The organism is Nocardia sp. NPDC004278, from assembly GCF_053602975.1.
Genome location: NZ_JBSGEQ010000006.1, coordinates 175,924 through 201,809 on the forward strand (window position 1 = coordinate 175,924; position 25,886 = coordinate 201,809).

Consider the following 25,886-nt stretch of genomic DNA (forward strand, 5'->3'; position numbering starts at 1 on the left):
CGCGAACTCGTGACGGCCGCAGCACGGTCGCGAGACGATGTGCCAGGCGGGACAACGCACTGGTTCGGAGCATCGTGCCGCGGGTATTCGTCATGACGCCCACCGATTGCTCGCCGTGTGCATCGAATGCCCGCCCCAACGCAGCCACCCGATGTACCGACCGGACACCTCCATGGCTGCCAGCACCCGAAATCCCGCCGCCACGGCCAGGTCCTCCGCGCGATCCACACCCACGCGCGCCCACGGAAACCATTCCCCCACTCGGGTTCTCGTCTCCAGCCGAATCGGATGCGACACCACACCGGTGCCGGGGCGGGCGAATTCGACGACCGCGATGCCATCGCGAGCAAGCAGTTCACCCGCGCGGGTCAGTATCCGCACCGGATCGCCACCGATGCCGATATTGCCGTCCGCCAGAATCGCGTAGGACCAGCGGCCGGACCCGGGCAGCGGTTCGAACAGATCGCGCCGCAATGCCGGTGCACCACGAAATCTGGTGGCCGCGACGGCCATCGGCGAGATGTCGACCCCGAGTGCGATGACGCCGCGCCGCAACAGTGCCGTTACCAGCCGTCCCGGGCCGCATCCCAGGTCCACCGTCGGTCCGTCGCAGCAGCAGGTCAGCGCGGTATCGGCGCGGCTGTCGGCAGCGTCGAAACCCAGCCAGCGCCGGGTCCGCAGCCGGTGGCGTCGGCCATCGCTATCGCGCACCCAGCAGTCCTCGCCCGTCAGCGCGAGATCGAAGATATCGATGCCGCTCATCGGGATGCCGTTAGGGAGCGGTGCAGTTGCTGGACCAGCCGGGCGAAGCGGCCATCGGATGCGGCGGCCACCTCCAGGGCGTCGGCGAAGGTATCGACATCGTTGTAGCGCGGCAGGGCACGCACCTGAAGATCGCAGCGCAGCATGGCATCTCGGGTGAGTTCGCCGGTCCGGTCGGTCGACATGGGCACCTCGACCAGCATGCGAGCCGCCCGCGGCGTCGGCAGCCCGAGCGCCCACCAGCCGCCGTCATCGGCGGGGCCGAGCAGTGCGTCACCGCGCAGGACCAGCTCGCGAGCGGCCCAGGTCAATACGTCCGGACCGATTTGCGGTGTGTCCATGCCGATCTGCAGTACCGGCAGTCCGTGCCGCGCGGCATCGGCGTGGGCATTGGCCAGGCGCTCGCCGAAGGATGCGCCGCGCTGTGGAATGACCTCGAAATCGGTCAACGCCCTTGCCACTTCATCGGCGTATTCGGCGTCGGCGAGCGCCCCGGTGAACGCGACGATATGGTGCGCGACGGGACTGCGCGACATCGATGCCAAGGTGTCCAGCAGCGATGCCGCGGCGACCCGGGCCGCGTCGCGCGGCGAAAGCGGCGGTGTCAGCCGGGTTTTGGCGAGTCCGGGAATCGGGGCCTTGGCCAGCACGAGCAGTGTCGCGGCCACGGGCGACGGGCGGCGATAATTCATCGCAGCACCGCCAGGAAGTCCCGGGTGGCACGCAGGGTGCCGAGCCACGATCCGGAGACCTTCGAAATACCACCTGCCCGTGGTCGATACGCGATATCGCGCTCGACCACGCGCCAGCCCGCACCCGCCGCACCGATCAGCAGGTGCAGTGGATAGCCGGAGCGGCTGTGCAGCGGGCCGAGGGAGAGTAGCGCGGTGCGGCGGGCCACCCGCATGGCACCGATATCGTGCACGGGCAGCCCGTAGCGGCGGCGCAGTCGCCCGGCGATGACGAGATTGCCCAATCGCGCATGCCACGGCCACACGCCCCGGCGCACCGGCTTGCGCCGGCCGACCGCGAGATCCGCACCCGCACGCACCAAGTTGACCAGGGGCGCCAGCTCACCCGGATCCATCGATCCGTCGCCGTCCAGAAAGGCGATCAAATCCGTACCGGCGGAGGCGATTCCGGCCTGCACCGCGGCCCCGTACCCGGGCCGCGCCTCGGATACCACGGCAGCACCGCACCGGCGCGCGACCTCAGCCGTCGCATCGGTCGAACCATTGTCCACCACCAGCGCATGGAATCCCGCCGGAATCGCGGCGAGCACGGCCGGCAACGCTTCAGCTTCGTCTCGGCACGGGATGACCACGGTCACGCCGTCCGGGTTGTGGAAGGTCTCGGTCATGGTTTCGACGCTAAGCCAAGCAGGGCCGAATCGATGTGGCGAAACTCCTGACGAAACCGTGACATCACTGCCCGGCACCGCTCGAGCACCGCCTTTTCGGGCGCTGCCGTCATATCGTGAGGTTCGTGCATGACGTGACGGAGGCCGTGGCGCGCCCACGTGGCCGGGTACCGAGCGAACTGGTGGGCGCGGGCATCGGCGCTGCGCTTGCATTAACAGCATTCCTTATTCCGCGAATTGCCAGCGAACATTGGCGGAGCAAGCTCTACGCGGGCGCGGCCCCGCTCTTCGGCGACTGGTTGACGCACGTCGGCTGGGGTTCGGTGCCGGCCATCGCCATCGCGATACTGGTCATCCGTTTCGGTCCCGCGCTGGCCGGGCGGCTGCCCTGGCGTCGCCTGCTGACCCTGTCCTGGCTGACCGCCGTGGCCTGGGCATTCGCCTTGGCGATGATCGACGGCTGGCAGCGTGGATTCGCGGGACGGCTCACCACCTCGCACGAGTATCTGCACGAGGTGCCCGGTGTCCGCGATATCCCGGCGATGCTGCGCGGCTTCTCCGGCCGCATCCTGGATTTCCAACCCGATTCGTGGACCACCCACGTGTCCGGGCATCCGCCCGGCGCACTGTTGTTCTTCGTACTGCTCGATCGCATCGGCCTGGGCGGCGGAGGCTGGGCCGGGCTGGCCTGCCTGCTCATCGGATCGAGCGCGATTGTCGCGGTCGCGGTCACGCTGCGGACGCTCGGCGCCGAGGAACGGGCCCGAAAGGCGCTGCCGTTCTTGACGATAGCGCCAGCCGCGGTATGGATCGCGGTCTCCGCCGATGCGGTGTTCGCCGGTGTAACGGCGTGGGCGGTCGCGCTGCTCGCCATCGCGGTCGGGCAGCCGCGACGCCGGTGGATCGCCGTAGCTTCCGGTGTGCTCTTCGGCCTGGGAATCTATCTCAGCTACGGCCTCGTGATCATGGCCGTACCGGCCGTCGCGGTGCTGATCGCGGGCCGAACCGCCCGACCGCTGCTGCCCGCGCTACTCGGCGCGCTGCTCGTCGTGGCGGCCTTCACCGCGGCCGGTTTCTGGTGGCTCGACGGATATCACCTGGTGGTCGCGCGCTACTACCAGGGCATCGCCGCCGAGCGTCCCTATGGGTACTGGGTGTGGGCGAACCTCGCCGCCACCGTCTGTGCGGTCGGCCTGGCCACCACCGCCGGGCTGCCGGGCGCGCTATCGCACCCGCGCAAACCACGCGATCCGACCGCGCTCTTGGTGGCGGCGGGTTTGTGCGCGATATTGGTGGCAGACCTCAGTGGCCTGAGCAAGGCGGAGACCGAGCGCATCTGGCTGCCGTTCGACATCTGGCTCCTGGCCGCGACCGCGTTTCTGCCGCGGTCCACCGTCCGAGTCTGGCTATTCGTCCAAGCGCTCGGCACCCTGGTACTCGCCCACACGATCCTGACGAATTGGTAGGCAATGAGCATTCTGATCGCCGACGACGACCCATTGGTCCGTGATGTGGTGCGGCGCTATCTCGAACGTGACGGGCTGAGCGTCGTGGAGACCGCGGACGGCCCATCGACCATGGCCCAACTCACCGACCCCACCGGCGACCCCGTCGAACTGGCCGTCCTCGATGTCATGATGCCCGCCCCGGACGGTATCGAGATCTGCCGCGCGGTGCGCTCGGGCCCGCGGCCGGACACTCCGATCATCCTGCTCACCGCGCTCGGCGATGAGGACGATCGGGTGCTCGGCCTGGAGGCGGGCGCTGACGACTATGTCACCAAACCGTTCAGCGCCCGCGAACTCGCGCTGCGCGTCGCCTCGGTGCTGCGGCGTTCGCAGGCGATTCGGCAGCCGGGCACGGAGGTGCTGCGCGACGGTGCCGTCGAGGTGCGGCCGGATTCGCAGTCGGCGCTGGTGGACGGCGTGCCGGTGGATCTGACCGCGCGCGAATACGATCTGCTCGTCTTCCTGCTGCGCCATCCACACCAGGTGTTCAGCCGCGAGGAACTGCTGGCCAAGGTGTGGGGCTGGGATTTCGGCGATTTGTCCACTGTCACTGTGCATATCAAGCGGTTGCGCGCGAAACTCGGCGACCGGCACCGGATCGAGACGGTGTGGGGTCGCGGCTACATCTGGGGCCGGAATGGAGAATCCAGTGCCTGAAGACACCGTCCAACTGATTGCCTACGCGCTGGCCTGTTCGCTCCCGATCGTCGCCCTCGGCGCGGTGATCCTGCGCGCCACCAGCAATCGTTCCATGACCACCAGCATGGCGGTGCTGGTGCTGATCCCGACCCTGTCCACGCTGGCGGGTGTCATCGGGGTCAGCGGGTTGATGTTCACCGACGAACTGGAGCGCACCGCCGTCGTACTCGCGGTGGTCGCGGCGGTCACCGTACCCGCCGCCCTGCTGCTCGGGCGGGAACAGGCCCGAAAAACTGTCTGGGAGAAGCAGATCCGCGAACAGGAGCGGATGGCCGAACACTCCCGCCGCGAACTCGTAGCCTGGGTGAGTCACGATCTGCGGACCCCGCTGGCGGGCATTCGCGCGATGGCCGAGGGGCTTGCGGACGGCGTGCTCACCGGCACCGCCGAGGTGGCGCGCTATGCCGAACAGATCGTGCGCGAGACGGATCGGCTCTCGGTCATGGTCGACGATCTGTTCGAGATGTCGAAGATCAATGCGGGCGCATTGCGATTGGAACTGGAGCCGGTCGATCTGCGCGAACTGATCGATGAAGTGCTCGCCGCCAATCGCCCGAACGCCGAACGCGCCAAGGTCCTGCTGCGCGCCGAACAACCCGACTCCGAAATCGTCGTCGCGGCCAGCGACCGCGCCCTCGGCCGGGTACTGACCAACCTCGTCTCCAATGCCATTGCCCACACCCCGCCCGGCGGCCAGGTCGCGATCTCCGCTGGCACCGCCAACGGCCAGGCCTGGGCGCGGGTCGACGACACCGGACCGGGTATTGCCGAGGCCGACCTGCCGCGCATCTTCGAGGTCGCCTACCGCGGCACCGCCGCCCGCTCCCCCGTCGCCTCCGACGGCGTGTCCTCCGGCAGCGGTATGGGCCTCGCAATCGCCGCCGGACTGGTCGAAGCCCACCACGGCGATATCACCGCCGAGAACCGCGACCAGGGCTGCCGCTTCGAAGTTCGGCTGCCCCTCAGCGGAAACTGAGTCACATCAGCGGCGCACCCGCCCCGGCGACCGCGCGCAACGGTGCGAAGGCGAATTCGGCCAGGCCGTCGAGCGGATCCACCTGCGCGGTGAATCCCAGAATGCGTTGCGCCTGTTCGGGACTGGCGACAATATGGCGCACATCGCCGGGCCGGTAGCGTCCGGTGATCTCCGGTTCCGGCCCGCCGCGAGCCGCGGCGAGGGCACTGGCGACCGCGCCGATGGTGATCGGCCGTCCCGAGGCAATATTGAGCGGCAGGAACCCGGTGTGCGGATATTCGACCGCCGCGAGATTCGCCGCCGCGATATCACTGACATGGACGAAATCCCGTGCCTGCCTGCCATCTTCGAATACCTGCGGCGGTTTTCCCGACTCCAGTGCGGACCGGAATATCGCCGCGACACCGGAATACGGTGTATCCCTCGGCATATCGGGGCCGTAGACATTGTGATAGCGCAGCGCGGTCACTCCGGAATCGGTCACCGCGGCCCACGCAGCCGCATAGTGCTCCTGCGCCACCTTCGCCGCCGCATAAAGACTGCGCGGGCGCAGCGGCGCATTCTCGGGCACCGCCGCCCAACTCAGCACCGCATCCGAATCCGGATCCCGATGCTCGTACATCCCCTGCTCGAGATCCCCCCGCCTGCGCACTCCGACCTCGACCGCCCCGGGCCGCACGCCCCGATACCGTCCCTCCCCATAGACCACCATCGACGAAGCGAGCACCAACCGCCGACATCCGGCCCGATCCATCGCCGCCAGCAGGACCGCCGTCCCGAGGTCGTTATGGCTCGCATAGGCGGGCGCATCCTGCGCACTGACCCCGGCCCCGACCACCGCCGCCTGATGACACACCACATCGACCCCGCGCAATACCGAATCCAACGCATCCGGATCACGCACATCGAGCACCCGCACGTGCTCCGGCGCTCGGGCGCCGACCCCGTGCGCGGCGGGCAGCATCATGTCGACGGCGACCACATCATGCCCCGCATCGGCCAACTCCCGATGCACTCGCGCCCCGATGAACCCCGCGGCCCCGGTCAAAAGCACCCGCATATCAACGCCACCCCGAGCACAGCCGCAATTCCCGGCCCAAACCACGGTTTTCCAAGGTCATGAACCCGATTCTGCTGCCAGACCCGCAACTTTTCGCGCAACCGGGCCGCCACGTCAGACTTTCGTCACGATCGTCCGGCCACCGAAAACGTCCCTGAAGCGCGCGCCGCTTCAAACGCCGCGAGAGCACTGCCGCTGGCAAACGGAGATCAGATTCCGTCCTCGCCGTCGAAATCCCGCCGCACGAAGTTGGGCCGCAGATCCGGTTCGGGTTCGTCGTAATAGCGGTGGAAGGTCGGGGTCAGACCGGATGAGATCGGCGGATTGACCCAGCTCCAGTCCGTCGGACATTTCCGACCCGCGGCCTGCTCGCGGTTGACGTGGTCGCAGAACTGTTTGGCAACGGTGTGATGGTCGACGATGTACACCCCCGACTTCCGAAAGCTGTGCAACACCGCACGATTCAGTTCCACCAGTGCCCGGTCGCGCCACAGTGAGCGTTCGGTCCTGGTGTCCAGGCACATCATTTCGGCGATGAGCGGCAGCATGTTGTAGCGGGTGGTGTCGCTGAGGTTGCGCGCGCCGATCTCGGCGCCCAGATACCAGCCGTTGAATGGCGCGAACGGGTAGGTGATGCCGCCGACCTCCAGGTTCATATTCGAAACCGCTGGCAGTGCATGCCATTTCAGGCCGAGTCCGGCGAACCAGTCGAATTCGGGATGTTCCAACTCGACCTCACGGGCCAACTCGGGCGGGACATCGAACCAGCGGATCGGCTCGTCCGGGGTGCTGATCAGCACCGGCAGGACGTCGAAGGGGGTGCCCGCGCCGCGCCAGCCGAGTTTCACGGCGAGTTCGGTGATCGCGATATTGGCGGCATCGCCGGTCACCGTGCCGTCACCATTGCGGTATCCGGCGTAGCGGATGAGTTGTGGGCTGACAATGCGGAATTCACGGCCGTCGGCCTGGCGCGGCGGTCCGACGGTGATCATCGATTGGATGGCGCCGCCATTGGTCGCCATATGCAGGTGCTGCCAGCAGACCTCGGCGAGGTCGCGGGCCGAGCGCACCCGCCGCGCGTCGAGCAATTTCAGTGATCGCCAATGTTTTCGCCCGACGCAGCGGGCGTGGTTGCGCCACGCGAGCTTGGCGCCGATGAGGATCTCCTCGGCGGTCTGCACGTAGCTGCCGGTTTGTTGGAGCTGTTCCAACGCGGTGCGGCGGCGTTGCGGGGACAGGTGCGCGAGTTCGGGTAATCGGAAGAACTCATCGCACTCCCGCATCCGCCTTTTCAGATCTAGGCCGAAAGGCTTTGTGTCAGTGGTGCGTTCGAGCGACACGACAGGTAACGCTTGGTTCACGGTATTTCTCCGGTCGGACATCAGGTACTGCGGCAACACAGACAGGCATTGATCGAGCAGAGAATTTCGCGCGCGGAGCGCAGGTGACACCGGGCCGGACGGGCGGTCCACGAGTTAGCCCCGACGTTGCGGGACCTCCGAAAGCCAAGGGCCGATCATGAATAGGCGCCGAGCAGGCTGTCGGGTTGCCGTCCGCGCACACAGCAGCATGACCTGCCTGCTGATGTTTGCTGTCAACGATCATGCTCGTCCCCATCGACACCCGAAAAGGCCCGTGTAGAAGCGTAGGACCGGTGTGCTGGCCGTGTGCCTGAATTCGACGTATTGCCTGTTCGGAATCTGCCGACACCGGGAGCTGTCTACCGATCCAGCCAAACCAGACCGACCTGTATGTTGCTGCCGCAGTACGGCTATTCGATCGGTTCGCCCAACAGCGAGGTCGGCTGCTGCCCAGCCTTGTCGGTATGGCGGCGACCATGCTGGCACTTCATGCCATCGGCTGGGGGACGCTGCTGTTGTTCGCGGTGTCGGGCCAGCACGGCGTGCAGGATGCACCGGCGTGAGCGCCGGGTTCGGCATGCCGCGGCTGTCCGGTTCACGCTCGAGTTGCGCCGTATCGAGGTCGCCGTGGTGCATCGGCGGACGATTCGCCGAATGGCCAGCAGGGACGTCGGATTCAGCAGGCGGACAACGATCGGAAAGGCGCCGGATCAACTTTCGGGTGGTGTTTTCGATCGCAGCAATGTGGTCGGCGTCAAAGGCGTGGCGCATGCCGGTGCCGTGCAGCCACAGACGCACGTGCGCCCGCGCCAGGCGATCGGCCCGGGGCGGGCGCACGGTCTCGATCAGCGGATCCCATGAATTCGGCGGAGAGTCCACGAACCTTCTCGTGGATCGAGAATTCAGATCCGAGTGACCTCGGTTACATTGCCGCCGGGCTGTTCGTGCTGACCTGGGCGACCGCGGCGAGGCGGTAGCGCTTCACGAGAGCGGAACGCCGCTGGCAGCATGACCTCGCCGCACGGTAGCCCACAGCAGTGGCCCGAATCACATATTCACCGCTGATTCCATCGCTGGCAGGCTCGCCTTCGCATCTCTGGCAGGATGGTCGGCATGCTGTCTCGGCGCGAGGTGCGGCGTTGGGTCTCCAGCGCAATCGTGAGTGTCGCACTGATTTCCGGCGCGGCCGTGTTCGGGGCGCCGTACGGACTAGCCGCTCCCGATGTCCCCCGGCCCAATACCGGATCAGCGGGCGGTCCGGATCCCGCGGCGCCGACCGTCCCCAATGTGCCGCCGCCCTCGATCGATCACATCGTGCCCATCAACGACCGGTGGCTGCGGGTGTGGGTGAACTCGCCCGCGATGCGCCGCGCCGTCGAGGTGCAGGTGCTGCTCCCCCGCGACCAGACGCATCCGCGGCCCACCGTGTACATGCTCGACGGGCGCAGCGCCGAGGCGGAGAGCAATAACTGGACCACACTCGGACACGCCGACCGATTCTTCGAGGACAAAGACGTCAATGTGGTGCTGACGGTCGGCGGCCCGGCCAGTTTCTATACCGACTGGAAGCGCCCGGATCCGGTGCTCGGCACCAATATGTGGGAGACCTTCCTGACGCGCGAACTCCCGCCGCTCATCGACGCGAAGTTCAACGGCAACGGAAACAATGCCGTCATGGGCGTTTCGATGGGCGCCGAGGCCGCGATGATGCTGGCCATCCGGCAGCCGAAGCTGTACACGGCGGTGGCCGGGCACAGTGGCTGCTTCTCCATGGGCACCGATCTCGGACAGGCGCAGGCCCGCGCGGTGGTGGCGACCTATGGCGGCACGCCGGACAATATGTTCGGCGATCAGCACGATCCCACTTGGCTCGACCACGACGTGCTGCTGCACGCGGAAGCGTTGCGCGGCAAGGCGATCTATCTGTCGGTCGGCAGCGGGCTGCCCGGCCGATACGACACCCTGGACAACCCGGATGTGGTCAGCACCGTCGGATTCGGCGGTCCGCTCGAGGCCGCCACCAATCTCTGCACCCGCAGGCTGACCGATCGGCTCACCGCACTCGGGATTCCGGTGACCGCCACCTTCCGAGCGACCGGTACCCACTCGTGGCCGTACTGGGCCGACGAACTGGGCCAGTCGTGGCCGCCGATCGCACGGGCGCTGGGCGTCTGAGGCGAGCTGGGCGTCTGAGGCGTTCGGGTTCGAAGCGTCCCGGCTAGCCGATTCCGAAGCGCGCCAACACATCCGGATCGGTCGCGAACCGCAGGAACTGCTCGTTCTCGTGCGTGTCACCGGTGGTCACCCGCACGCCGTCGGTGGCATACGGCCGCACCAGCACCCCCGCCTCCGCGCTCGCCTCGCCGTATTCGGCGCTGCGCGCACCCAGCGGCAGCCACAGGAAGTTCGACTCGCTGGGCGGCACCGCATAGCCCGCCGCGAGCAGCGCATCGCGCACCCGATCGCGTTCGATGACGAGACTGTCGGTGCGATCGAGTAGTTCGTGCCGCGCCTCCAGGGATGCGATCGCGGCGGCCTGCGCGACTCGGTTCACACTGAACGGGATGTGCACCTTCATCAGCGCCGTGATCACGGCCGGATCGCCGACCGCATAGCCCGCACGCAGTCCGGCCAGACCGTAGGCCTTGGAGAAGGTCCGCAGCACAACGACATTGGGCCGATTGCGACCGAGCTCCACGCCATTCGGAAACTGCTCGGGGGCGAGCCGCATGTACTCGAAATACGCCTCGTCCAACACGATCAGCACATGCTCCGGAATCGCGTCCAGGAAGTGCACCAGCTGGGCCTCGCCGACCGCGGTGCCGGTCGGGTTGTTCGGATTGCAGACGAAGATCAGCTTGGTGCGCTCGGTGACCGCGGCGGCCATCGCATCCAGATCGTGCACATGCTCCGGGGTGAGCGGCACCCGCACGGCGGTCGCATTGCCGACCTGAGTGACGATCGGATACGCCTCGAACGAACGCCAGGCGAAGAGCACCTCGTCGGTCGGCGCGGCACAGGTGATCTGCACCAACTCCTGACACAGCGCGACGCTGCCGCAGCCGACCGCGACGTTCGCCGAAGAGACGCCGAGAAAGTCCGCAATCGCCGCGCGCAGTTCGGTGACCTGATTATCCGGATAGCGGTTCGCCAGTTCGGCGGCCTCGGCAATGGCCTTCGCGGCGGCCGGCAGCGGACCGAAGGTGGTCTCGTTGCTGGCGAGCTTGACCGCGCCTGGATGGTTGCGGCCGGGGACGTACGCCGGGATCGAATCGAGATCCGGCCGGATATGCGCTGTCACGCTTCAACCATATGCCGGGTACCGGAATTCTGGGCGTCAGGGCCGCTCACGTGCAATTTCTCGCGAAGATCAGCAGATCCACCTACCCTGGTTCCATGTCGGGCATTTACGACGATATTGCGCCGCTACGTAGTCGCGACGACATCATTTCCGGTGCGGAAGCACAACCATCGACCGAAGACCAGCGCCGGACCGCCGACACCCAGGTGCCCATCACGGTGGCCGAGCCGGAGGGCAACGCGCGCGGTGGCATCGTGGTGCTGCACGAGTCGCGGGAGTTCACCGGGCCATTGCTGGACCTCATGAAAACCCTGGCGACCGAGGGCTGGACGGTGGTCGCGCCCAATCTGTTCCATCGTGCCAACGGCGAACCCGCGCACGAGGTATTCGGCGACGACCTGTTCGACGATTTCGACGCCTGTTTCGACTGGCTCACCCGCCGCGGCGTCTTCCCGGACTGCATCGGCGTGCTCGGCTTCGACCACGCGGGCACCGCAGCATTCCTGGTCGCGACGAACCGCCCGGTCGGCGCCGCGGTCAGCGTCGCCGCACCCGGCATCATGGAGCCGCTCACCGATGAAGCCGACGCCCTCATCCGTGCGGCCCCGAACCTACAGGCGCCCTGGCTCGGCCTCTTCGGCGCCGACGATCCCGACACCCCGCCCCAGCAAGTCGACCAACTCCGCGATGCCGCCGCCCGCGCCGCGGTCGCCAGCCTGGTCGTGACCTACCCCGGCCTGTACCGCCGCGCCGACCGATCCGGCGGCGACGAAGACTACGACCTCACCGATTCCCAGACCCGGATCTTCGACTGGTTCGATAGCAATCTTCGGTAATGACCTGGCGTTTTGCGATCTGGACGTCGGCTACTGTAACCTTCCTGTTCGGCGGTTCGGAAAGGAACCGGTGCCCTCGAAGAGAAGGCTCCAGGAGGCGTGCCAGAGCGGCCGAATGGGACTCACTGCTAATGAGTTGTCCCTTCACGGGGACCGGAGGTTCAAATCCTCTCGCCTCCGCCACACCCCGGTTCGCCGGGCTATATAACTGAACACAGGCATGCGCCCGTAGCTCAACGGATAGAGCATCTGACTACGGATCAGAAGGTTAGGGGTTCGAATCCCTTCGGGCGCACTTCACTCGCCAGCGGCTCATGCTCACGAAGAGCGTGAGCCGTTGCTCGTTTCGTCATGTTTTGTGGGGGTGCAACCCCCACACCCCGCCCGGCGGGCTTCGCCCCCGGACCCCCCAGCCGGGGCATCGGTATAGTCCGTCACTTCCTCCGGGGCGTCCACATAGAACCGGTTCCGTGATCGCCTTGGAGCCATGTTGCAGCTGTTCGGACGCGGCCGCCAACCCCTTCTTGCGCTTCACCCTCGTACCGACTGTTTGCGGAATGTTTCGGCGTCACCCACGCGAAGTTGCTACCCCGCGCCTTACGGAGTTGACCACTGAGCTTTCGTGGACTGACGATCCCACCGGTACGGGTGGTCAAGGGGCGGCGGCCCTTCAGGCCAACCCGCCCTTTGATCTTCATGAGCCCACTCCGCGCACGACCGAGCAGCTGGGCAGGCACACGACGAACCTCACGCCTAGCGATTCACATCGTGGCTTGGGTTCCCGCCTTCTCGTGGCCCCATGATCCGACTTCGGTCCGGGTGCGTGAAGGGCGCTTCGCGTCGCTCAAATCGCCTCCAGTGGAGAGGATTTCGGGTAGGTCACGGGCAGCGACGCCAAGGCTCGATGGAAGGGCCCGGGCCGCCAGGTCAATCGGTCGGCGGGCACGGCCAATTGGATATCGGGCAGGGCGTCCAGAAGCTGGTCTATGGCATCCTGAGCGACCAGATAGGCGACGTCGCGGGCAGGGCACGCATGCGGTCCCGCACCCCACGCAAGGTGCGAGCGGTTGTCCGTGTACTCGCCGATATTCACCCCGGGATCGGTGTTGCAGCCCGTCATACTGATGATGATCGGCTGATGAGCAGGCAACCAGACATCGTCGATCAGAGTCGGCTGCCGCGGGTAGCTGGGGCAGTGGTTGGCGAATGGTGGGTCGGTGAACAACACTTCATCGAGAGCGTCGCGGGTTTGCAGGCTACCGCCGAGGACGCCGCCGGCGAATCGTTCGTCGGTAAGGATCAGCCGGAGGGTGTTGATGATCAGGTTGAGTGTCGGTTCGATGCCGCCCCCGTAGAGGTTGGCCAGCTGGTGGACCATCTCCATGTCGTCGAGCTCGGCCGGGTGGTTCAGCAGCCGCGTGGTGGCGTCGTCGCCGGGGTGGGCGCGCTTGAGGGCAACCAGCTCCGACAGCGCCTCGGTGAACATCTGGATTCCCTGCTGCGCTTCGATGCCTTCGAAGATCGCCGCCATGGCGGTTGTGACGCGCTGCCCGATCTGCGCCGAGCAGCCCAGTATGTCGTTGACCACGGCGAAGGTGAGCGGGAACGCGTACTGGCTGATCAGATCCGCCGAACCGGCTTCGCAGAATGTGTTGATCAGCGACACCGCGATCCGCGCCACGGTGGTGCGCATGGCGTAGAGGTCGACGCCCGCGAGGGCAGCGGTGTTCGCCTGACGGAACCGGGTATGTTCGGCTCCGGCGCTGTGCACCGCGGTCGGCCGGTATTGCAGGATCGGCAGTACGGGGCAGTCGTGGGGGATGTCCTTTTCCCAGATGCGTGGGTCGGCCGGGAACCGGTCAGGGTCGTTGAGGATCCGCAGCGCCTGGTAGTAGCCGATCACCAGCGTCGCGGGAACCCCCGGAGCCAGTTCCACCGGCACGAGCGAACCGTAGCGGTCGCGCATATCGCGATAGACGCGGTGCGGATCGGAGGAGAACTCCGGGGAGTACAGCGGGAAGCGGGGCCCGTCGGTGTCGCCGGGCGATGCGGATGCCACAGCAGGGGTCTCTGGCTGGTCGGGGGACAGCGTTGTACTCAAATGCGTGACTCCAGACGATGACGAAACAAGCACTCGACAAGCGTGATCAGCGACAACACATAGGTGTGCCGCTCGCTCGGCATCGAGCGCGGTGGTCGTCAGGGACAGTACACCGACGTGGTTTTCGCGCGAGCCGAGACGAGGACAGGGCGAGTTGCGAGACGGATCAGATGTTCGGAGGCAGCGGAAAGGCACAGACCCGCACGAAACCTCCTGGGACAGAACACACTTGGGAACTGCTCGCCGACCGGTTTACAGGCACAACATCGTGCCCAACCCTTTTCCACCGGTACGGCATCCCTACTTCTGCGCGCAGCACCGGCACTGCTCACCGAGCCTGCTCAACCATGTCCGAATGTGGTTGGCCTGCAACGACTCGAGCTTGTGCTTGCTCAGGCCTGCAATGCCGCGTATCGCGGGTTCCTTCGGTCGGCAATTGAGTCATCTCGGTAGCCGCGCGCAGTCCGTCACGCAGACAGGTATCGGGTTTCCAGGGACGCTTGACGTTTCGGCTTCACCAGAAGCTTGACCTCGGACCTGGACAGATTGGTGGTTGTTGGCTCTGTGGCGGGCGACATCGCCGAGCCCTGATTACGGGGCGGGCGGGCGATACACTCTCGGCGTGCCGTTGATCGAGGTGACCTATGCACCGCGTGTCCCCGAGACGATTCTTCGGGAACTCGCGCAACAACTTCCGCATCTGGTGTCGGTGGCGGTCGAATGCCCGGAGGAACCATACGACTCGAATCTGCGGCCGGGAGATGTCGAGATTCGATTCCGGGAGTTGGGTCGGTTCGATCGCAGCGGGCTGGATGTGGTGATCGAGGTGCGGTCGAAGTGGTTCGCCAGCCGGGCCGACAATAGGCAGGAGCGGGTCGAGCGGCTGCATGCAGATATCGAGCAGGCGACAGGACTGGACGATTTCGGGGTCTACTTGTCGCTGCCGGTCGCCGCGTGGGAGCAGAGCTAGCCAGATCGCCCGGGCAGGTCAGGCTCGACTCGGACCCGAACAGGTTCTGTTGGCCAGGCCGACGTAGCCGATCGCGCTGACGGTCCGGTCGACCTCGATGGCTCCGGTCGCGAGCTGGGTGGATTGCTCGTGGTCGAGGATGCGGGCCTGCTCAGCAGGTTAGGGGTTCGAATCCCTTCGGGCGCACTTTCTATCAGCATGAAAGCTGGAAATCATTGGGACGGAATTCGATCCGATTACACGGAATAGACATGCTTTCGTGAACAATGCCATTGCGCCTGGGCCGACCTTCCCGCCGTGCGTTCGGATTCCGAACGCGGCTGTCTCCGCGGCCTGGGCAACCACCAACTCGACAAATGACTCATAGGACGGAGGCGGCATTAACACACTGCGCCACAACGAAATACGCCAGAGACGATGACGCGCCGGCCGGACCGCCACCAATTACAATTTTCCTTTCCTTTACTCGATGGTATACGGGATTCGAGATACACATTCGTCGCATCTTGTCGTTCAAGTTCACCACGACTATAATAGTATTCGTGGATATATTAGGAAATGAAAGGAAAGAGGGTCATGACGAAGATTTCAGAAAAAGTACAAGAACTTAAAGACCACGCACAGCACGCAGAACAGGAGATAGTGGCGGCCCAGAAAGAAACTGGGCAGAAAGTGGATGCCGCTATCAACTCCGCCAAAGCGCAGGCAAAAGTCAGGCAGGATAATTTCAAGGCGGATATCGCAGCGCGGAAGGCTGCCGCGGCTTCCGACTGGGGAACACTCCAGGCGGAGCACAACAAGCGGATCGAGAAGATCAAGAACACTATTGCGGCCAAGAAAGACATTCACGACCGGAAGGTCGCAAGTCGCCGAGCCGACGACGCAGAGGGCTATGCCTCGGCTTCGATCGACTATGCCTTGATGGCAATTGACGACGCCGAGATCGCCACCCTGGAAGCCATTGACGCTCGGGCTTATGCAGAATCGTTGAGCTAGTTCCGCAAATCGACTGACAGGCAAGGACATATCTCAATCGACCCGCGACACAATTACAACACGGGCACGATCTCGAAGTCGCACCACCGGTGAATTGATGGGTGCTGGCCTTTCGCCGAACGAACGCGGCTCATGAGCCAACCGGGCGCTCGGTATCAGATCGAGGTGAGTGCCATTGTGCTGCAATGGAAAACGCGGAGATCGGGCGGACCGTAGGTCTTGTCCACATGCAGCACCAAGCCCAGCCCAGCACCCCGCGAGTTCTGTGCGGCCGCCCAGCGATATCCGAAATGTTGAACGACGTCTACAGCCGGGATATGACCCACAAGCTGGAGAGCGCGCGGTCGACGGCATTATGTCGCTGTCATGTGTCAGTACCCAGACGGCGTCCGTTTACTGGCCAGCCCGGTCGCGGACCTACGCGACGACCGCACCATCGACCAGACCTCGATCCAGGCATGCGACGAGTAATCGACGAAAACCGTTGCGGAGACGGAGGGATTTGAACCCCCGGTCGCTCTCGCGACGCTCGCTTTCAAGGCGAGTGCATTCGGCCGCTCTGCCACGTCTCCAGGCCAACGAGAGTACCCGGCGGGCCGGGGCGCTCGTCGAGGGGTGGTGCCGGGTCAGTCGGCGCCGCTGCCGATCTCGTGGTCTACCCGCGTGAAGACCTCGCCCACCACCTCGAGCTGCTGGGAATCGAGCAGGTCGATGAAGTTGCGGCGGACGGCCTCGACGTGGCCGGGGGCGGCGGCCTCCAGGCGGCGCATGCCCTCGTCGGTGAGTTCGGCGATTACGCCGCGGCCGTCCTCGAGGCAGGTATTGCGTCGGACCATCCGCTGCGACTCCAGGCGGCGGATCTGGTGGGTGAGCCGACTGCGCGAGGAAAGCACGCCGTCGGCCAGTTCGCTCATCCGCAGTGAACGGTCCGGGGCCTCGGACAACAGGACGAGGATCCGGTACTCGGCGAGGGTGAGATCGGAATCGCGTTGCAGCTGGCGGTTGAGCGCCGTTGCCAAGCGCTGGTTGCCATCCATATACGCCCGCCAGGCACGTTGCTGCGATGTTGAGAGCCACCGCGGCTCAACGGGCGCGATGCTGCTCGTTTCGGGTTGCACGATACCTATTCTAAGCCCGCCTGAACTGGGGAAACGGATCGCCGAATCACTTGGACATGTGATCAAACCAATGCTGACGATCGCCGCGTCGGCGCCAGCGTCCACCACCTGGCGAGCGTCAGGATGCCCCTCACCGCGATCGGCAGATCGGTCCATTCCCGCAGGTAGGCCAGTTCGGCGGGGCGCAATGCATGATTGCCAACAGGCCGAGTCAGGTGCGGATGGCGGCCCGCATCGCGTCCTCGCCTTTCGCAGCATGCTCGCCGTACTTCCGCCCGGCGGGCCGCGTTTGCCGGGGGTTCGGGTGCGGCTGGGCGATGGCCGAGGCAGGATGGGGCGGTGCGCGCTATCAAGCTGAACGGGTTCGGCGGACCCGAGGTGATGGAGTGGGGCGAGGCGGCCGATCCGGTGCCGGGACACGGCGAGGTGCTGATCGAGGTTGCCGCCGCGGGGGTCAATCGCGCGGATCTGTTGCAGCGGAAGGGGTTCTATCCGCCACCGCCCGGGGCCAGCGAGGTCATGGGGTTGGAGTGCTCGGGCGTCATTGCCGAGGTCGGTGACGGTGTGCGGGAGTGGCAGGTCGGTGACCGGGTGTGCGCGCTGCTGTCCGGCGGCGGATATGCGGAAAAGGTCGTGGTCGCCGCGACCCAGGTGCTCGCGGTGCCCGATGGGCTCGATCTCGCCGCCGCGGCGGCGCTGCCCGAGGCGGCCGCGACGGTCTGGTCGAATCTCGCGATGACCGCCGGACTGCACGCCGGACAGCTGGTATTGATCCACGGCGGCGGCAGCGGCATCGGTACCCACGCCATTCAGGTCGTGCTCAGCCAGGGCGCACGCGTCGCGGTGACCGCGGGCTCGACCGAGAAACTGAAACAGTGCCGCGAATTGGGCGCGAGCGTGCTGATCAATTACCGCGAGGACGATTTCGTGGCCGCGATCCGCGCCGAGGAGTCCGGTGCCGGCGGTCCGGGCGCGGATATCATCCTCGACATCATGGGCGCCGCCTATCTCGCACGCAATGTCGAGGCGCTGGCCAAGCACGGCCACCTGGTGGTGATCGGCATGCAGGGCGGGGTCGCCGCCGAGCTGAATCTCGGTGCGCTGCTGGGCAAATGGGGCACGATTCACGCCAATAACGTCCGCAACCGGCCCACCACCGGCGCCAATAGCAAGGCCACCATCATCGCCGAACTGAACCGCCACGTCTGGCCGCTGATCGCCGACGGCACGATAGTTCCGGTTGTGCACGCCGAACTGCCGATCACCGAGGCCGCCGAGGCCCACCGGCTGCTCGACTCCGCCGAAACCTTCGGCAAGGTGGTCCTGAACGTCAGGGACGTCTAGTCACTCCAGCGCGGCGAGGGCGCGGCCGAGTTGGTCGATTTCGAATTTCGTTGTGTACGGGGCCAAACCGACGGTTACCGCACCGCCTTCGTCATTGACGCCGAGGGCGTCGAGCAGGCGGCTGCCGCCGTGCACACCGCTGAGGGTGCCGATGCGGGCGTCGGCGAGTTTGGCGGCGACCTTCTCGGCCTGCATGCCCGCCATGGTGAAGCTGACGGTCGGGATGCGGGTGGAGGCGCGGCCGATAACGGTCAGGTTGGCGATCTTGTCGAGCACATCCATCAGGTGCTCGAAGAGCTGATCGTGGTAGTCCTGCAGCGAGGTAATGGAGACCTCCAGCCGCTCGCGGCGCGAGCCCCTGGCCCGTTCGTCGAGACCGGCGAGGAAATCGATGGAGGTGGTCAGCCCGGCGAGCAGTGCGTACTGATGGCCGCCGACCTCGAGGCGCTCGGCGCCCTTGGCATAGGGGTTCAACGACATCGACGGAATCCGGTCCAGGAAGGCCGGATCGCGGAAGACCAGCGCGCCGATCTGCGGACCACCCCACGCGGGCGCGCTCAGCGCGATCACATCGGCATTGAGTTCGTCGATATCAATAAGGGCATAGGGCGCGGCGCCGAAGCAGTCGGCCACGAGCAGCCCGCCCACCTCGTGCACCCGATCCGCAGCGACGCGCACCGCGGGCGCGGAACCGACGATCGGCGATGCCGCGGTCAGCGCGACGAGCCGGGCGGTCGGGCCGATCAGTTCCTCGAACTGCCACGACGGCATCTCACAGGTCTCGATCTCCACCTCGGCCCAGCGCACATGGGCGCCGTAGCGATTCGCGATCCGCAACCACGGCGCGACATTGGCCTCATCGTCCAATCGCGACAGCACGATCCCGGTGCCGAGGCCGAGGCGCGAACTCAGCGACTCCGCCAACCAGGCCAGCAGCACCGCGCGGTCCGGCCCGAGCACGACGCCCGCCGGATCACCGCCGACCAGATCCGCGACGGCCTCGCGGGCCGCCTCCAGAATCGCGGCACTGCGCACGGCGGCACCGTTGCGACCGATATGGGAAAACGAGGAGGTTCGGAAACCTGTTGATACGGCACGAGATACCGAATCCGGGACCAGCATTCCGCCCTGCGGGTCGAGATGGATCCACCCGTCGCCCAGGGACGGTATCAGGCCCCGCACCCTTGCGACGTCGTAAGTCATGTTGGCCACTCTAAGGGGCGCGGGCGAGCCTGGGTAACCGCGTTCCCCCTCGCCGGCGGGCGGGGGTGCAGTGAACTGGGACTCAGCATGGCAACCGACTTTCAGCAAATCCGAACCACACGACCCGAACAGAATAGACGTCGCCTCCCGGCCGCGGCACCGACCCGGTGACCTGATGGAAGGCGACCGACTTAGCGCGTTCGCGGCGGACGCGACATGATGGGGACCATGACGCAATCGGACGGAGCACCGGAATCCATTGTCGTGATCGGGCCCGACGGCAGGCCGCTGGCCATCCCGGCGGAGTCCGGCACCGACACGCCCTTCACCGCGCAGGTCGTGACCGACGGCGACGATAAATCCGGCAATTCGGACGATAAGGAAGACGCCGAGGAATCGCTGGCCGATATGGTCGAGCAGCCCGCGAAGGTCATGCGCATCGGCACCATGATCAAGCAGCTGCTGGAAGAAGTGCGCGCGGCTCCGCTGGACGACGCCAGCCGGACCCGGTTGCGCGAGATCCACAAATCCTCGGTGCGCGAACTCGAACAGGGTCTCGCCCCGGAATTGCGCGAAGAGCTCGAGCGGCTCACGCTGCCGTTCACCGATGACGCCATCCCCTCCGATGCCGAACTGCGCATCGCCCAGGCCCAGCTCGTGGGCTGGTTGGAGGGCCTGTTCCACGGCATTCAGACGGCGCTGTTCGCGCAGCAGATGGCGGCGCGGGCGCAGTTGGAGCAGATGCGGCAGGGGGCGCTGCCGCCCGGCATCCACGCGACCGACCCGCGCGGGAACCCGGCCACCGGCGGATCCGGACAATATCTCTGAGCCGCGCCGCGCCCGGCCAGTGTGTGCCAGCCGGATCGGTTGGAATTTACGAGGGTAGTGTCGAGCACCGTGCCGTCCGCTGCCGCTCGCCCCGACTCGGTTACCGATGTAAATACGGCGCGTCCCGAAGACAGCCCGGATCGTCCTGAAGAGAGTTCAGTGCGTTCAGATACCAGCCAAGCACGTTCCGACGAGAGTCCCGAAACCGTGCGACCTGACGAGAACACCGCAGCCGCGGATGCCACCCCGGTCGATCAGCCGACCGAACAAGCCGAGGACGCACAGTCCGCGGCGATCGAAACACCGATCGTCTCGGACTCGCAGACCTTCGGTCGCGCGTTCAACGACTTCCGCGGCGGCTTCGCCCAGCGCGAGCTCTGGTTGTCGCTGGGCTGGCAGGACATCAAACAGCGCTACCGCCGGTCGGTGCTCGGTCCGTTCTGGATCACCATCGCGACCGGTGTGCAGGCCGCCGCGATCGGCATTCTGTACGCGGCGCTGCTCGATCAGTCGATCAAGGACTATCTGCCGTATGTGGCCATCGGCATCATCGTCTGGAATGTGATCCAGGCCAGCATCCTCGAGGGCTCGGAGGTGTTCATCGCCAATGAGGGGCTGATCAAACAGCTGCCCTCGGCGCTGAGCGTGCACGTCTATCGCCTGGTCTGGCGGCAGCTGCTGTTCTTCGCGCACAACATGCTGATCTATCTGGTGGTGCTGGTCGCCTTCGGGGTTTGGGAAAAACTGCACTGGACCGCGATTTTCGCCATTCCCGCGCTGGGGCTGGTGTTCCTGAACTCGATGTGGGTCTCGATCGTGTTCGGCATCTTCAGCACCCGCTACCGCGATATCGCGCCGATCCTCGGCAGCCTCACGCTGATGCTTTTCGTGCTGACTCCGGTCATGTGGAATACGAAAAGTCTGCAGTCGCAGGGCGGTCAGGTGAGCGAGCGCGCCAAGCTGGCCGAAATCGTGCCGACCTTCCACTATCTGGAGATCGTCCGCGCGCCGCTGCTCGGTGACGATCAGCATCTGTATCACTGGGTGATCGTCGGCGCCATCACCGTGGTCGGCTGGATCGTAGCGATCTTCGCCATGAAGCAGTACCGTTCGCGCGTGCCGTACTGGGTATAGGAGATCGGGCCCGATGACCGACCATGTGAGTATCGAAACCCGCCAGGCGTGGGTCGAATTCCCGATCTTCGACGCCAAATCGCGGTCGCTGAAGAAGGCGTTTCTCGGCAAGGCGGGCGGGGCGATCGGCCGCAATCAGTCCGATGTCGTGGTGGTGGAAGCGCTGCGCGACATCACCCTTTCGCTGAAAGAGGGTGACCGGGTCGGCCTGGTCGGCCACAACGGCGCGGGCAAATCGACACTGCTGCGGCTGCTCTCGGGAATCTATGAGCCCTCGCGCGGCAGCGCGCGCATCCGCGGCCGGGTGGCACCGGTCTTCGACCTCGGCGTCGGCATGGATCCGGAGATCTCCGGCTTCGAGAACATCATCATCCGCGGGCTTTTCCTCGGGCAGACGCGCAAGCAGATGCTGGCGAAGATCGATGAGATCGCCGATTTCACCGAACTCGGCGAATATCTGTCCATGCCGCTGCGCACCTATTCCACGGGTATGCGGGTGCGGCTCGCAATGGGCGTGGTGACCTCGATCGATCCGGAGATCCTGCTGCTCGACGAGGGTATCGGCGCGGTGGACGCCGAATTCATGAAGAAGGCGCGGCTCCGGTTGCAATCACTGGTGGCCCGCTCGGGCATCCTGGTGTTCGCCAGCCATTCCAACGAATTTCTCGCCCAGCTCTGTGATACCGCCATGTGGGTCGACCACGGGCAGATCCGCCTGCGCGGCGGTATCGAAGAAGTGGTGCGTGCCTACGAGGGCCCCGAGGCGGGGAATCATGTCGCCACCGTGCTGCGGGAAATGGAAGCGGAACGGACAATGGGAACCGAGCGAGAATTGGAGCGGAATCAGGCATGAGTGAGCCGACCGAGCAGAACGCCTCGATCGACGCGGGGCGCGAGGCCCCGATCGACTCCGTGCCAGCAGATTCCGACGCACCGACCCCGGCCGCCCCGGCGAACGACCCCGCGCCACACGACCCCGCGCCACACGACCCCGCGTCGCACGACGCAGCGCCGCACAACGCAGCGCCGCAGCCCGCAAACGATGCGGCAGCGCAAACCACGGACGCCACGGAGCCTCGATCCGCGGACGACCGGGCCCGGCCGATCCCGGACGACCTGGCCGACGACTCCGATGACCCGTCACCAGCGCAGATCGAAGCCGCCCGCACCCCCGCCAGCACCGGCCCCGATGCCAAGATCGTCGCCGTCGTCGTCACCCACAAACGCGTTGAACTGCTCGCCGAATCCCTGAAAGTCCTTGCCTCCCAGAGCCGCCCGGTGGACCACCTGATCGTGGTCGATAATGGCAACGAACCCGAGGTCGCCGATCTGGTCGCCCAGCAGCCGCTGGAATGCACCTACCTCGGCTCGGCCCATAATCTCGGCGGCGCTGGTGGTTTCGCGCTCGGCATGCTGCACGCGCTGACCCTCGGCGCGGACTGGGTGTGGCTGGCCGATGACGACGGCCGCCCCGACGGTTCGGAAGTCCTTGCCACCCTTCTCGATTGCGCGCAGCGGTACGGCCTGGTCGAGGTATCGCCGGTGGTCTGCGATATCGACGAACCCGATCGCCTCGCCTTCCCGCTGCGCCGCGGGGTGGTCTGGCGGCGGCTACGTTCCGAACTGGGCGATGAGGATTTCCTGCCCGGCATCGCCTCGCTCTTCAACGGCGCGCTGGTCTCGGCCAAGGCGGTAGATCTGATCGGCGTCCCCGATCTGCGGCTGTTCGTGCGCGGCGATGAGGTCGAGGTGCACCGCAGGCTGGTCCGCTCCGGCCTGCCCTTCGGCACCTGCCTGCAGACGGCCTACCTGCATCCCAATGGCGCTGCCGAATTCAAGCCGATCCTCGGTGGCCGCATGCACACGCAATATCCGGACGACCCGGTCAAGCGCTACTTCACCTACCGCAACCGCGGCTATCTGATGTCCCAGCCCGGCATGCGCAAACTGCTTCCCCAGGAATGGATCCGCTTCTCCTGGTTCTTCCTGGTCACCCGCCGCGATCCGGCCGGTCTGCGCGAATGGTTCCACCTGCGCAGCCTGGGCCGCAACGAGCAGTTCGGCAAGCCCGATCCGGATGCGAAGACCCCCGGCGAAAAATAGGTTGCGCGGGGTTTCCGCGCTGTGCCAAAGTGGGCGAACAACGTCGAGAGATGAGTGAGGAGGTGGAAATCGTGACACGCAACGTTGAGTTTGTCGTGCCCGGGTCAGCTGCGCAAACGCACGCTGCCGCACGGATTTCCACCTCAGATACCTCTCGCTGAGTCCGGTTCGGGCTCGGCGCCCGACGAAGGATTCCTTCCATCATGGTCGACCACGACCTTCTCGTCCCTTACGGCTGGACCGAAGCCGTTGCCAACGAATATGCCGTGCTCATCGAAGACGGGTGTGTACCGGCCCGGGTGATCCGGATGGATCGCAGCGAATGCGATGTCGCAACGTCGACCGGATCCGCGCGTGCCCGCTGCCCGCGGTTGAATACGCCCAATTCCGAGATCAGCGGATTGTGCACGGGTGATTGGGTGAGCATCGATGCCGAACTGAATGTGCGACAACTGCTTCCGCGCCGGGGCGCGATCATGCGCTCGGCCGCGGACCGCCGCGCACAGGGCCAGGTGCTCGCCGCGAATGTCGATACCGTGCTGATCTGCAGTGCGGCCGATGGCGATATCGATCTCGGCCGAATCGAGCGGATGCTCGCACTGGCCTGGGAGAGCAACGCGCAGCCGGTCGTGGTGCTCACCAAAGCGGATGCGGCGCTGGATATTCCGCTCGATGAGGTGCAGGCCGTCGCACCCGGTGCGGTCGCGCTCGCGGTCAGCGCGGACAGCGGATACGGACTGGATGTGCTCACCGCGATGCTCGACGGCACCGTCGCGCTGATCGGTCCTTCCGGCGTCGGGAAATCGACGCTCGCCAATGCCCTGCTCGGCCAGGAAGTCTTCGCCACCGGTGCCGTTCGCGCGGCGGATAAGAAGGGCAGGCATACCACCGTGCATCGGGAGCTGCGGCCGCTGCCCGGCGGCGGCACCCTGATCGATACGCCCGGACTGCGCGGCATCGGCATCTGGGATGCGGCCGAAGGCATCGAGAAGACCTTCAGCGATATCGAATCCCTCGCGGCGCAATGCCGATTCGACAACTGCGCGCACAACGGCGAACCCGGCTGCGCGGTACAGCAGGCCATCGACAACGGCGCGCTCACCCAGCGGCGCTTCGACAGCTACCGCAGGCTCGAACGGGAAAACGCCTGGAACGCAGCGCGATCGGATAAGCGGCTGGCGGCCGAACGCGCGAAGGTGTGGCGCGGCATCCGCAAGCAGCAGCGGCAGTTCTACCAGGAGCGCGGCTCGCAACGCTGATTCGACCGCATACCCGGCGGGGAGCGACAGGCCGGGCAGGCGGCCGGCGCGCCCCGACGGGCCCAGCGAACCCCGCAGCAACACGGTAGGGTCGGCACGCACAATCGCTAAACGGGAGGGTTCCGATGAGTTACCCCGGCGGGTATCCGCCTCAGGGCCAGCCCGGGCAATGGCCCGGACAGCCCGCGTATGGTCAGCCTGCGCCACAGGGCGCGCCGAATCCCTACGGTGCGCCACCGCAGTATGCGCCGCCCGCCGGGCAACCACCGGTCAGCCAACCGCATATTCCGCAGCCGCCCTATGGCAGCCAGCCGCATATTCCGCAACCGCAGTACGGCAGCCAGCCGCACCTCGCGCAGCCGCAACCGTACGGTCAGCCCGCTCCGCCCTACGGCCAGCAACCGTACGGCCAGCCACCCGCGCCCTATGGGCAACCGGCCCCGCAACAGGCGGGCTACGGCGCACCTCCGGCCCCGCCCGGAATCACCGTCGAGGCCTCCTATGAATGGTTCTCCTTCCTGCTGGCGATAACCAAGCCGAAGATTCTGGTGAACGGTCAGCGGGTGCCGAATACGCGGTGGGGACAGAACCACATACCGGTCGGTCCCGGTCAGTACCACGTGCGGGTTACCACGCCCTGGCTGTTCGATATGGGCCCGGCGAATGCGACGGCGGTGGTTCAGGAAGGTCAGGGCGCGCGGTTCTACTACAAGCCGCCCGCGATCATCTTCCTCAATGGCGCGATCGGCCCGGTTCCGCAGAAGACGCCCGGCGTCGTCTTCATCTACATCACCTGGGCCTTCGCGGCGCTGATCATCCTGCTGAACATCCTGTTGATCGCCGGAGCCTCCAGCATCTGACAGGTGGGACGGAAAGGCGTCGGATTTCCGGCGCCTTTTTTCTAGCATCCTATGCAACTGGTTGCATAAGAATCTGGGTTACGCTTAACCTGCACAACACCCGCTGG

The 25,886-nt window shown here is 65.9% G+C and carries 23 protein-coding genes, 3 tRNA genes and 1 pseudogene; 16 read left to right on the top strand and 11 right to left on the bottom strand.

All coding sequences use genetic code 11. The features are described 5' to 3' along the window. Positions 1 to 90: 90 nt before the first annotated feature. The 3 genes from ACWEO2_RS11815 to ACWEO2_RS11825 are packed head-to-tail and all read right to left on the bottom strand — an operon-like array spanning position 91 to position 2,122. Complete coding sequence (locus tag ACWEO2_RS11815) at positions 91 to 762, bottom strand: methyltransferase domain-containing protein (protein WP_452405272.1); 672 nt, start codon at positions 760 to 762, stop codon at positions 91 to 93. Then, on the bottom strand, positions 759 to 1,454 hold the full coding sequence (locus ACWEO2_RS11820; RefSeq protein WP_452405273.1) for a TIGR04282 family arsenosugar biosynthesis glycosyltransferase: 696 nt from the start codon (positions 1,452 to 1,454) through the stop codon (positions 759 to 761). Before ACWEO2_RS11820 ends, ACWEO2_RS11815 begins: the two co-directional genes overlap by 4 nt. After that, positions 1,451 to 2,122 carry a glycosyltransferase family 2 protein gene (locus ACWEO2_RS11825; RefSeq protein WP_452405274.1) on the bottom strand — a complete coding sequence of 224 codons (672 nt, stop codon included), beginning with the start codon at positions 2,120 to 2,122 and terminating at the stop codon, positions 1,451 to 1,453. The genes ACWEO2_RS11820 and ACWEO2_RS11825 overlap by 4 nt, the downstream gene beginning before the upstream one ends. A 125-nt stretch (positions 2,123 to 2,247) precedes the next feature. Here ACWEO2_RS11825 and ACWEO2_RS11830 point away from each other — a divergent pair, with 125 nt between their 5' ends. The 3 genes from ACWEO2_RS11830 to ACWEO2_RS11840 are packed head-to-tail and all read left to right on the top strand — an operon-like array spanning position 2,248 to position 5,305. After that, positions 2,248 to 3,588: a hypothetical protein gene (locus ACWEO2_RS11830; RefSeq protein ID WP_452405275.1), complete on the top strand. Its 1,341-nt coding sequence runs from the start codon at positions 2,248 to 2,250 to the stop codon at positions 3,586 to 3,588. A 3-nt stretch (positions 3,589 to 3,591) separates the two neighbouring features. Continuing rightward, entirely contained in the window at positions 3,592 to 4,287 is a 696-nt protein-coding gene (locus ACWEO2_RS11835) for a response regulator transcription factor (protein WP_452405276.1), read from the top strand. Further along, complete coding sequence (locus ACWEO2_RS11840; RefSeq protein WP_452405277.1) at positions 4,280 to 5,305, top strand: sensor histidine kinase; 1,026 nt, start codon at positions 4,280 to 4,282, stop codon at positions 5,303 to 5,305. The genes ACWEO2_RS11835 and ACWEO2_RS11840 overlap by 8 nt, the downstream gene beginning before the upstream one ends. A 1-nt stretch (position 5,306) precedes the next feature. Here the strand turns inward: ACWEO2_RS11840 and ACWEO2_RS11845 are convergent, their stop codons facing one another. From ACWEO2_RS11845 to ACWEO2_RS11855, 3 genes and pseudogenes are all read right to left on the bottom strand, one after another. Beyond that, on the bottom strand, positions 5,307 to 6,365 hold the full coding sequence (locus ACWEO2_RS11845) for an NAD-dependent epimerase/dehydratase family protein (RefSeq protein WP_452405278.1): 1,059 nt from the start codon (positions 6,363 to 6,365) through the stop codon (positions 5,307 to 5,309). A gap of 209 nt (positions 6,366 to 6,574) precedes the next feature. Further along, the gene (locus ACWEO2_RS11850; RefSeq protein WP_452405279.1) at positions 6,575 to 7,648 is read right to left on the bottom strand and encodes a nitric oxide synthase oxygenase; all 1,074 of its coding nucleotides are present in this window, start codon (positions 7,646 to 7,648) and stop codon (positions 6,575 to 6,577) included. Between the two features lie 786 nt (positions 7,649 to 8,434). Further along, positions 8,435 to 8,500: pseudogene (locus ACWEO2_RS11855) on the bottom strand (HoxN/HupN/NixA family nickel/cobalt transporter); the annotation flags it as partial. 339 nt (positions 8,501 to 8,839) lie between these two features. On the opposite strand from ACWEO2_RS11855, the gene ACWEO2_RS11860 reads away from it, so the two are divergent. Further along, positions 8,840 to 9,901 (top strand): alpha/beta hydrolase, encoded by a 1,062-nt coding sequence (locus tag ACWEO2_RS11860; RefSeq protein ID WP_452405280.1) that lies wholly within the window; start codon positions 8,840 to 8,842, stop codon positions 9,899 to 9,901. A gap of 43 nt (positions 9,902 to 9,944) precedes the next feature. Here ACWEO2_RS11860 and hisC read toward each other — a convergent pair whose 3' ends face one another. Further along, the gene (gene hisC, locus ACWEO2_RS11865; protein WP_452405281.1) at positions 9,945 to 11,027 is read right to left on the bottom strand and encodes a histidinol-phosphate transaminase; all 1,083 of its coding nucleotides are present in this window, start codon (positions 11,025 to 11,027) and stop codon (positions 9,945 to 9,947) included. Between the two features lie 95 nt (positions 11,028 to 11,122). Here hisC and ACWEO2_RS11870 point away from each other — a divergent pair, with 95 nt between their 5' ends. From ACWEO2_RS11870 to ACWEO2_RS11880, 3 genes are all read left to right on the top strand, one after another. After that, on the top strand, positions 11,123 to 11,863 hold the full coding sequence (locus tag ACWEO2_RS11870) for a dienelactone hydrolase family protein (RefSeq protein WP_354955420.1): 741 nt from the start codon (positions 11,123 to 11,125) through the stop codon (positions 11,861 to 11,863). A 93-nt stretch (positions 11,864 to 11,956) separates the two neighbouring features. After that, positions 11,957 to 12,046: transfer RNA gene (locus ACWEO2_RS11875), tRNA-Ser, on the top strand. 39 nt (positions 12,047 to 12,085) lie between these two features. Continuing rightward, positions 12,086 to 12,158, top strand: a tRNA-Arg gene (locus ACWEO2_RS11880). Between the two features lie 549 nt (positions 12,159 to 12,707). Here ACWEO2_RS11880 and ACWEO2_RS11885 read toward each other — a convergent pair. Continuing rightward, entirely contained in the window at positions 12,708 to 13,964 is a 1,257-nt protein-coding gene (locus tag ACWEO2_RS11885; RefSeq protein WP_452405282.1) for a cytochrome P450, read from the bottom strand. A 622-nt stretch (positions 13,965 to 14,586) separates the two neighbouring features. Here ACWEO2_RS11885 and ACWEO2_RS11890 point away from each other — a divergent pair. Together ACWEO2_RS11890 and ACWEO2_RS11895 are read left to right on the top strand one after the other, a co-directional pair. After that, positions 14,587 to 14,934 (top strand): hypothetical protein, encoded by a 348-nt coding sequence (locus tag ACWEO2_RS11890; RefSeq protein WP_452405283.1) that lies wholly within the window; start codon positions 14,587 to 14,589, stop codon positions 14,932 to 14,934. A 576-nt stretch (positions 14,935 to 15,510) separates the two neighbouring features. Continuing rightward, positions 15,511 to 15,930: a hypothetical protein gene (locus ACWEO2_RS11895; RefSeq protein WP_452405284.1), complete on the top strand. Its 420-nt coding sequence runs from the start codon at positions 15,511 to 15,513 to the stop codon at positions 15,928 to 15,930. 487 nt (positions 15,931 to 16,417) lie between these two features. Here the strand turns inward: ACWEO2_RS11895 and ACWEO2_RS11900 are convergent. After that, positions 16,418 to 16,502: transfer RNA gene (locus ACWEO2_RS11900), tRNA-Ser, on the bottom strand. Positions 16,503 to 16,556: 54 nt separating this feature from the next. Next, complete coding sequence (locus ACWEO2_RS11905; RefSeq protein ID WP_452405285.1) at positions 16,557 to 17,048, bottom strand: MarR family winged helix-turn-helix transcriptional regulator; 492 nt, start codon at positions 17,046 to 17,048, stop codon at positions 16,557 to 16,559. Positions 17,049 to 17,387: 339 nt separating this feature from the next. Between ACWEO2_RS11905 and ACWEO2_RS11910 the strand changes: the two genes are divergently transcribed. Then, entirely contained in the window at positions 17,388 to 18,392 is a 1,005-nt protein-coding gene (locus ACWEO2_RS11910; protein WP_452405286.1) for an NAD(P)H-quinone oxidoreductase, read from the top strand. Here the strand turns inward: ACWEO2_RS11910 and ACWEO2_RS11915 are convergent, their stop codons facing one another. Next, positions 18,393 to 19,595: a cysteine desulfurase-like protein gene (locus tag ACWEO2_RS11915; RefSeq protein WP_452405287.1), complete on the bottom strand. Its 1,203-nt coding sequence runs from the start codon at positions 19,593 to 19,595 to the stop codon at positions 18,393 to 18,395. 228 nt (positions 19,596 to 19,823) lie between these two features. On the opposite strand from ACWEO2_RS11915, the gene ACWEO2_RS11920 reads away from it, so the two are divergent. The 6 genes from ACWEO2_RS11920 (at position 19,824) to ACWEO2_RS11945 (ending at position 25,779) form a co-directional block, all read left to right on the top strand. Then, complete coding sequence (locus tag ACWEO2_RS11920; protein ID WP_452405288.1) at positions 19,824 to 20,423, top strand: bacterial proteasome activator family protein; 600 nt, start codon at positions 19,824 to 19,826, stop codon at positions 20,421 to 20,423. A gap of 294 nt (positions 20,424 to 20,717) precedes the next feature. Continuing rightward, complete coding sequence (wzm, locus tag ACWEO2_RS11925; RefSeq protein ID WP_452405430.1) at positions 20,718 to 21,557, top strand: galactan export ABC transporter permease subunit Wzm/RfbD; 840 nt, start codon at positions 20,718 to 20,720, stop codon at positions 21,555 to 21,557. Between the two features lie 13 nt (positions 21,558 to 21,570). After that, a complete protein-coding gene (wzt, locus tag ACWEO2_RS11930; RefSeq protein ID WP_452405289.1) occupies positions 21,571 to 22,410 on the top strand; it encodes a galactan export ABC transporter ATP-binding subunit Wzt/RfbE in 840 nt (279 codons plus the stop codon). A gap of 299 nt (positions 22,411 to 22,709) precedes the next feature. Next, on the top strand, positions 22,710 to 23,660 hold the full coding sequence (gene glfT1, locus ACWEO2_RS11935) for a galactofuranosyltransferase GlfT1 (protein WP_452405431.1): 951 nt from the start codon (positions 22,710 to 22,712) through the stop codon (positions 23,658 to 23,660). A gap of 203 nt (positions 23,661 to 23,863) precedes the next feature. Next, positions 23,864 to 24,919: a ribosome small subunit-dependent GTPase A gene (gene rsgA, locus ACWEO2_RS11940; RefSeq protein ID WP_452405290.1), complete on the top strand. Its 1,056-nt coding sequence runs from the start codon at positions 23,864 to 23,866 to the stop codon at positions 24,917 to 24,919. Between the two features lie 125 nt (positions 24,920 to 25,044). Next, the gene (locus ACWEO2_RS11945; protein ID WP_354959664.1) at positions 25,045 to 25,779 is read left to right on the top strand and encodes a hypothetical protein; all 735 of its coding nucleotides are present in this window, start codon (positions 25,045 to 25,047) and stop codon (positions 25,777 to 25,779) included. Positions 25,780 to 25,886 lie beyond the last annotated feature (107 nt).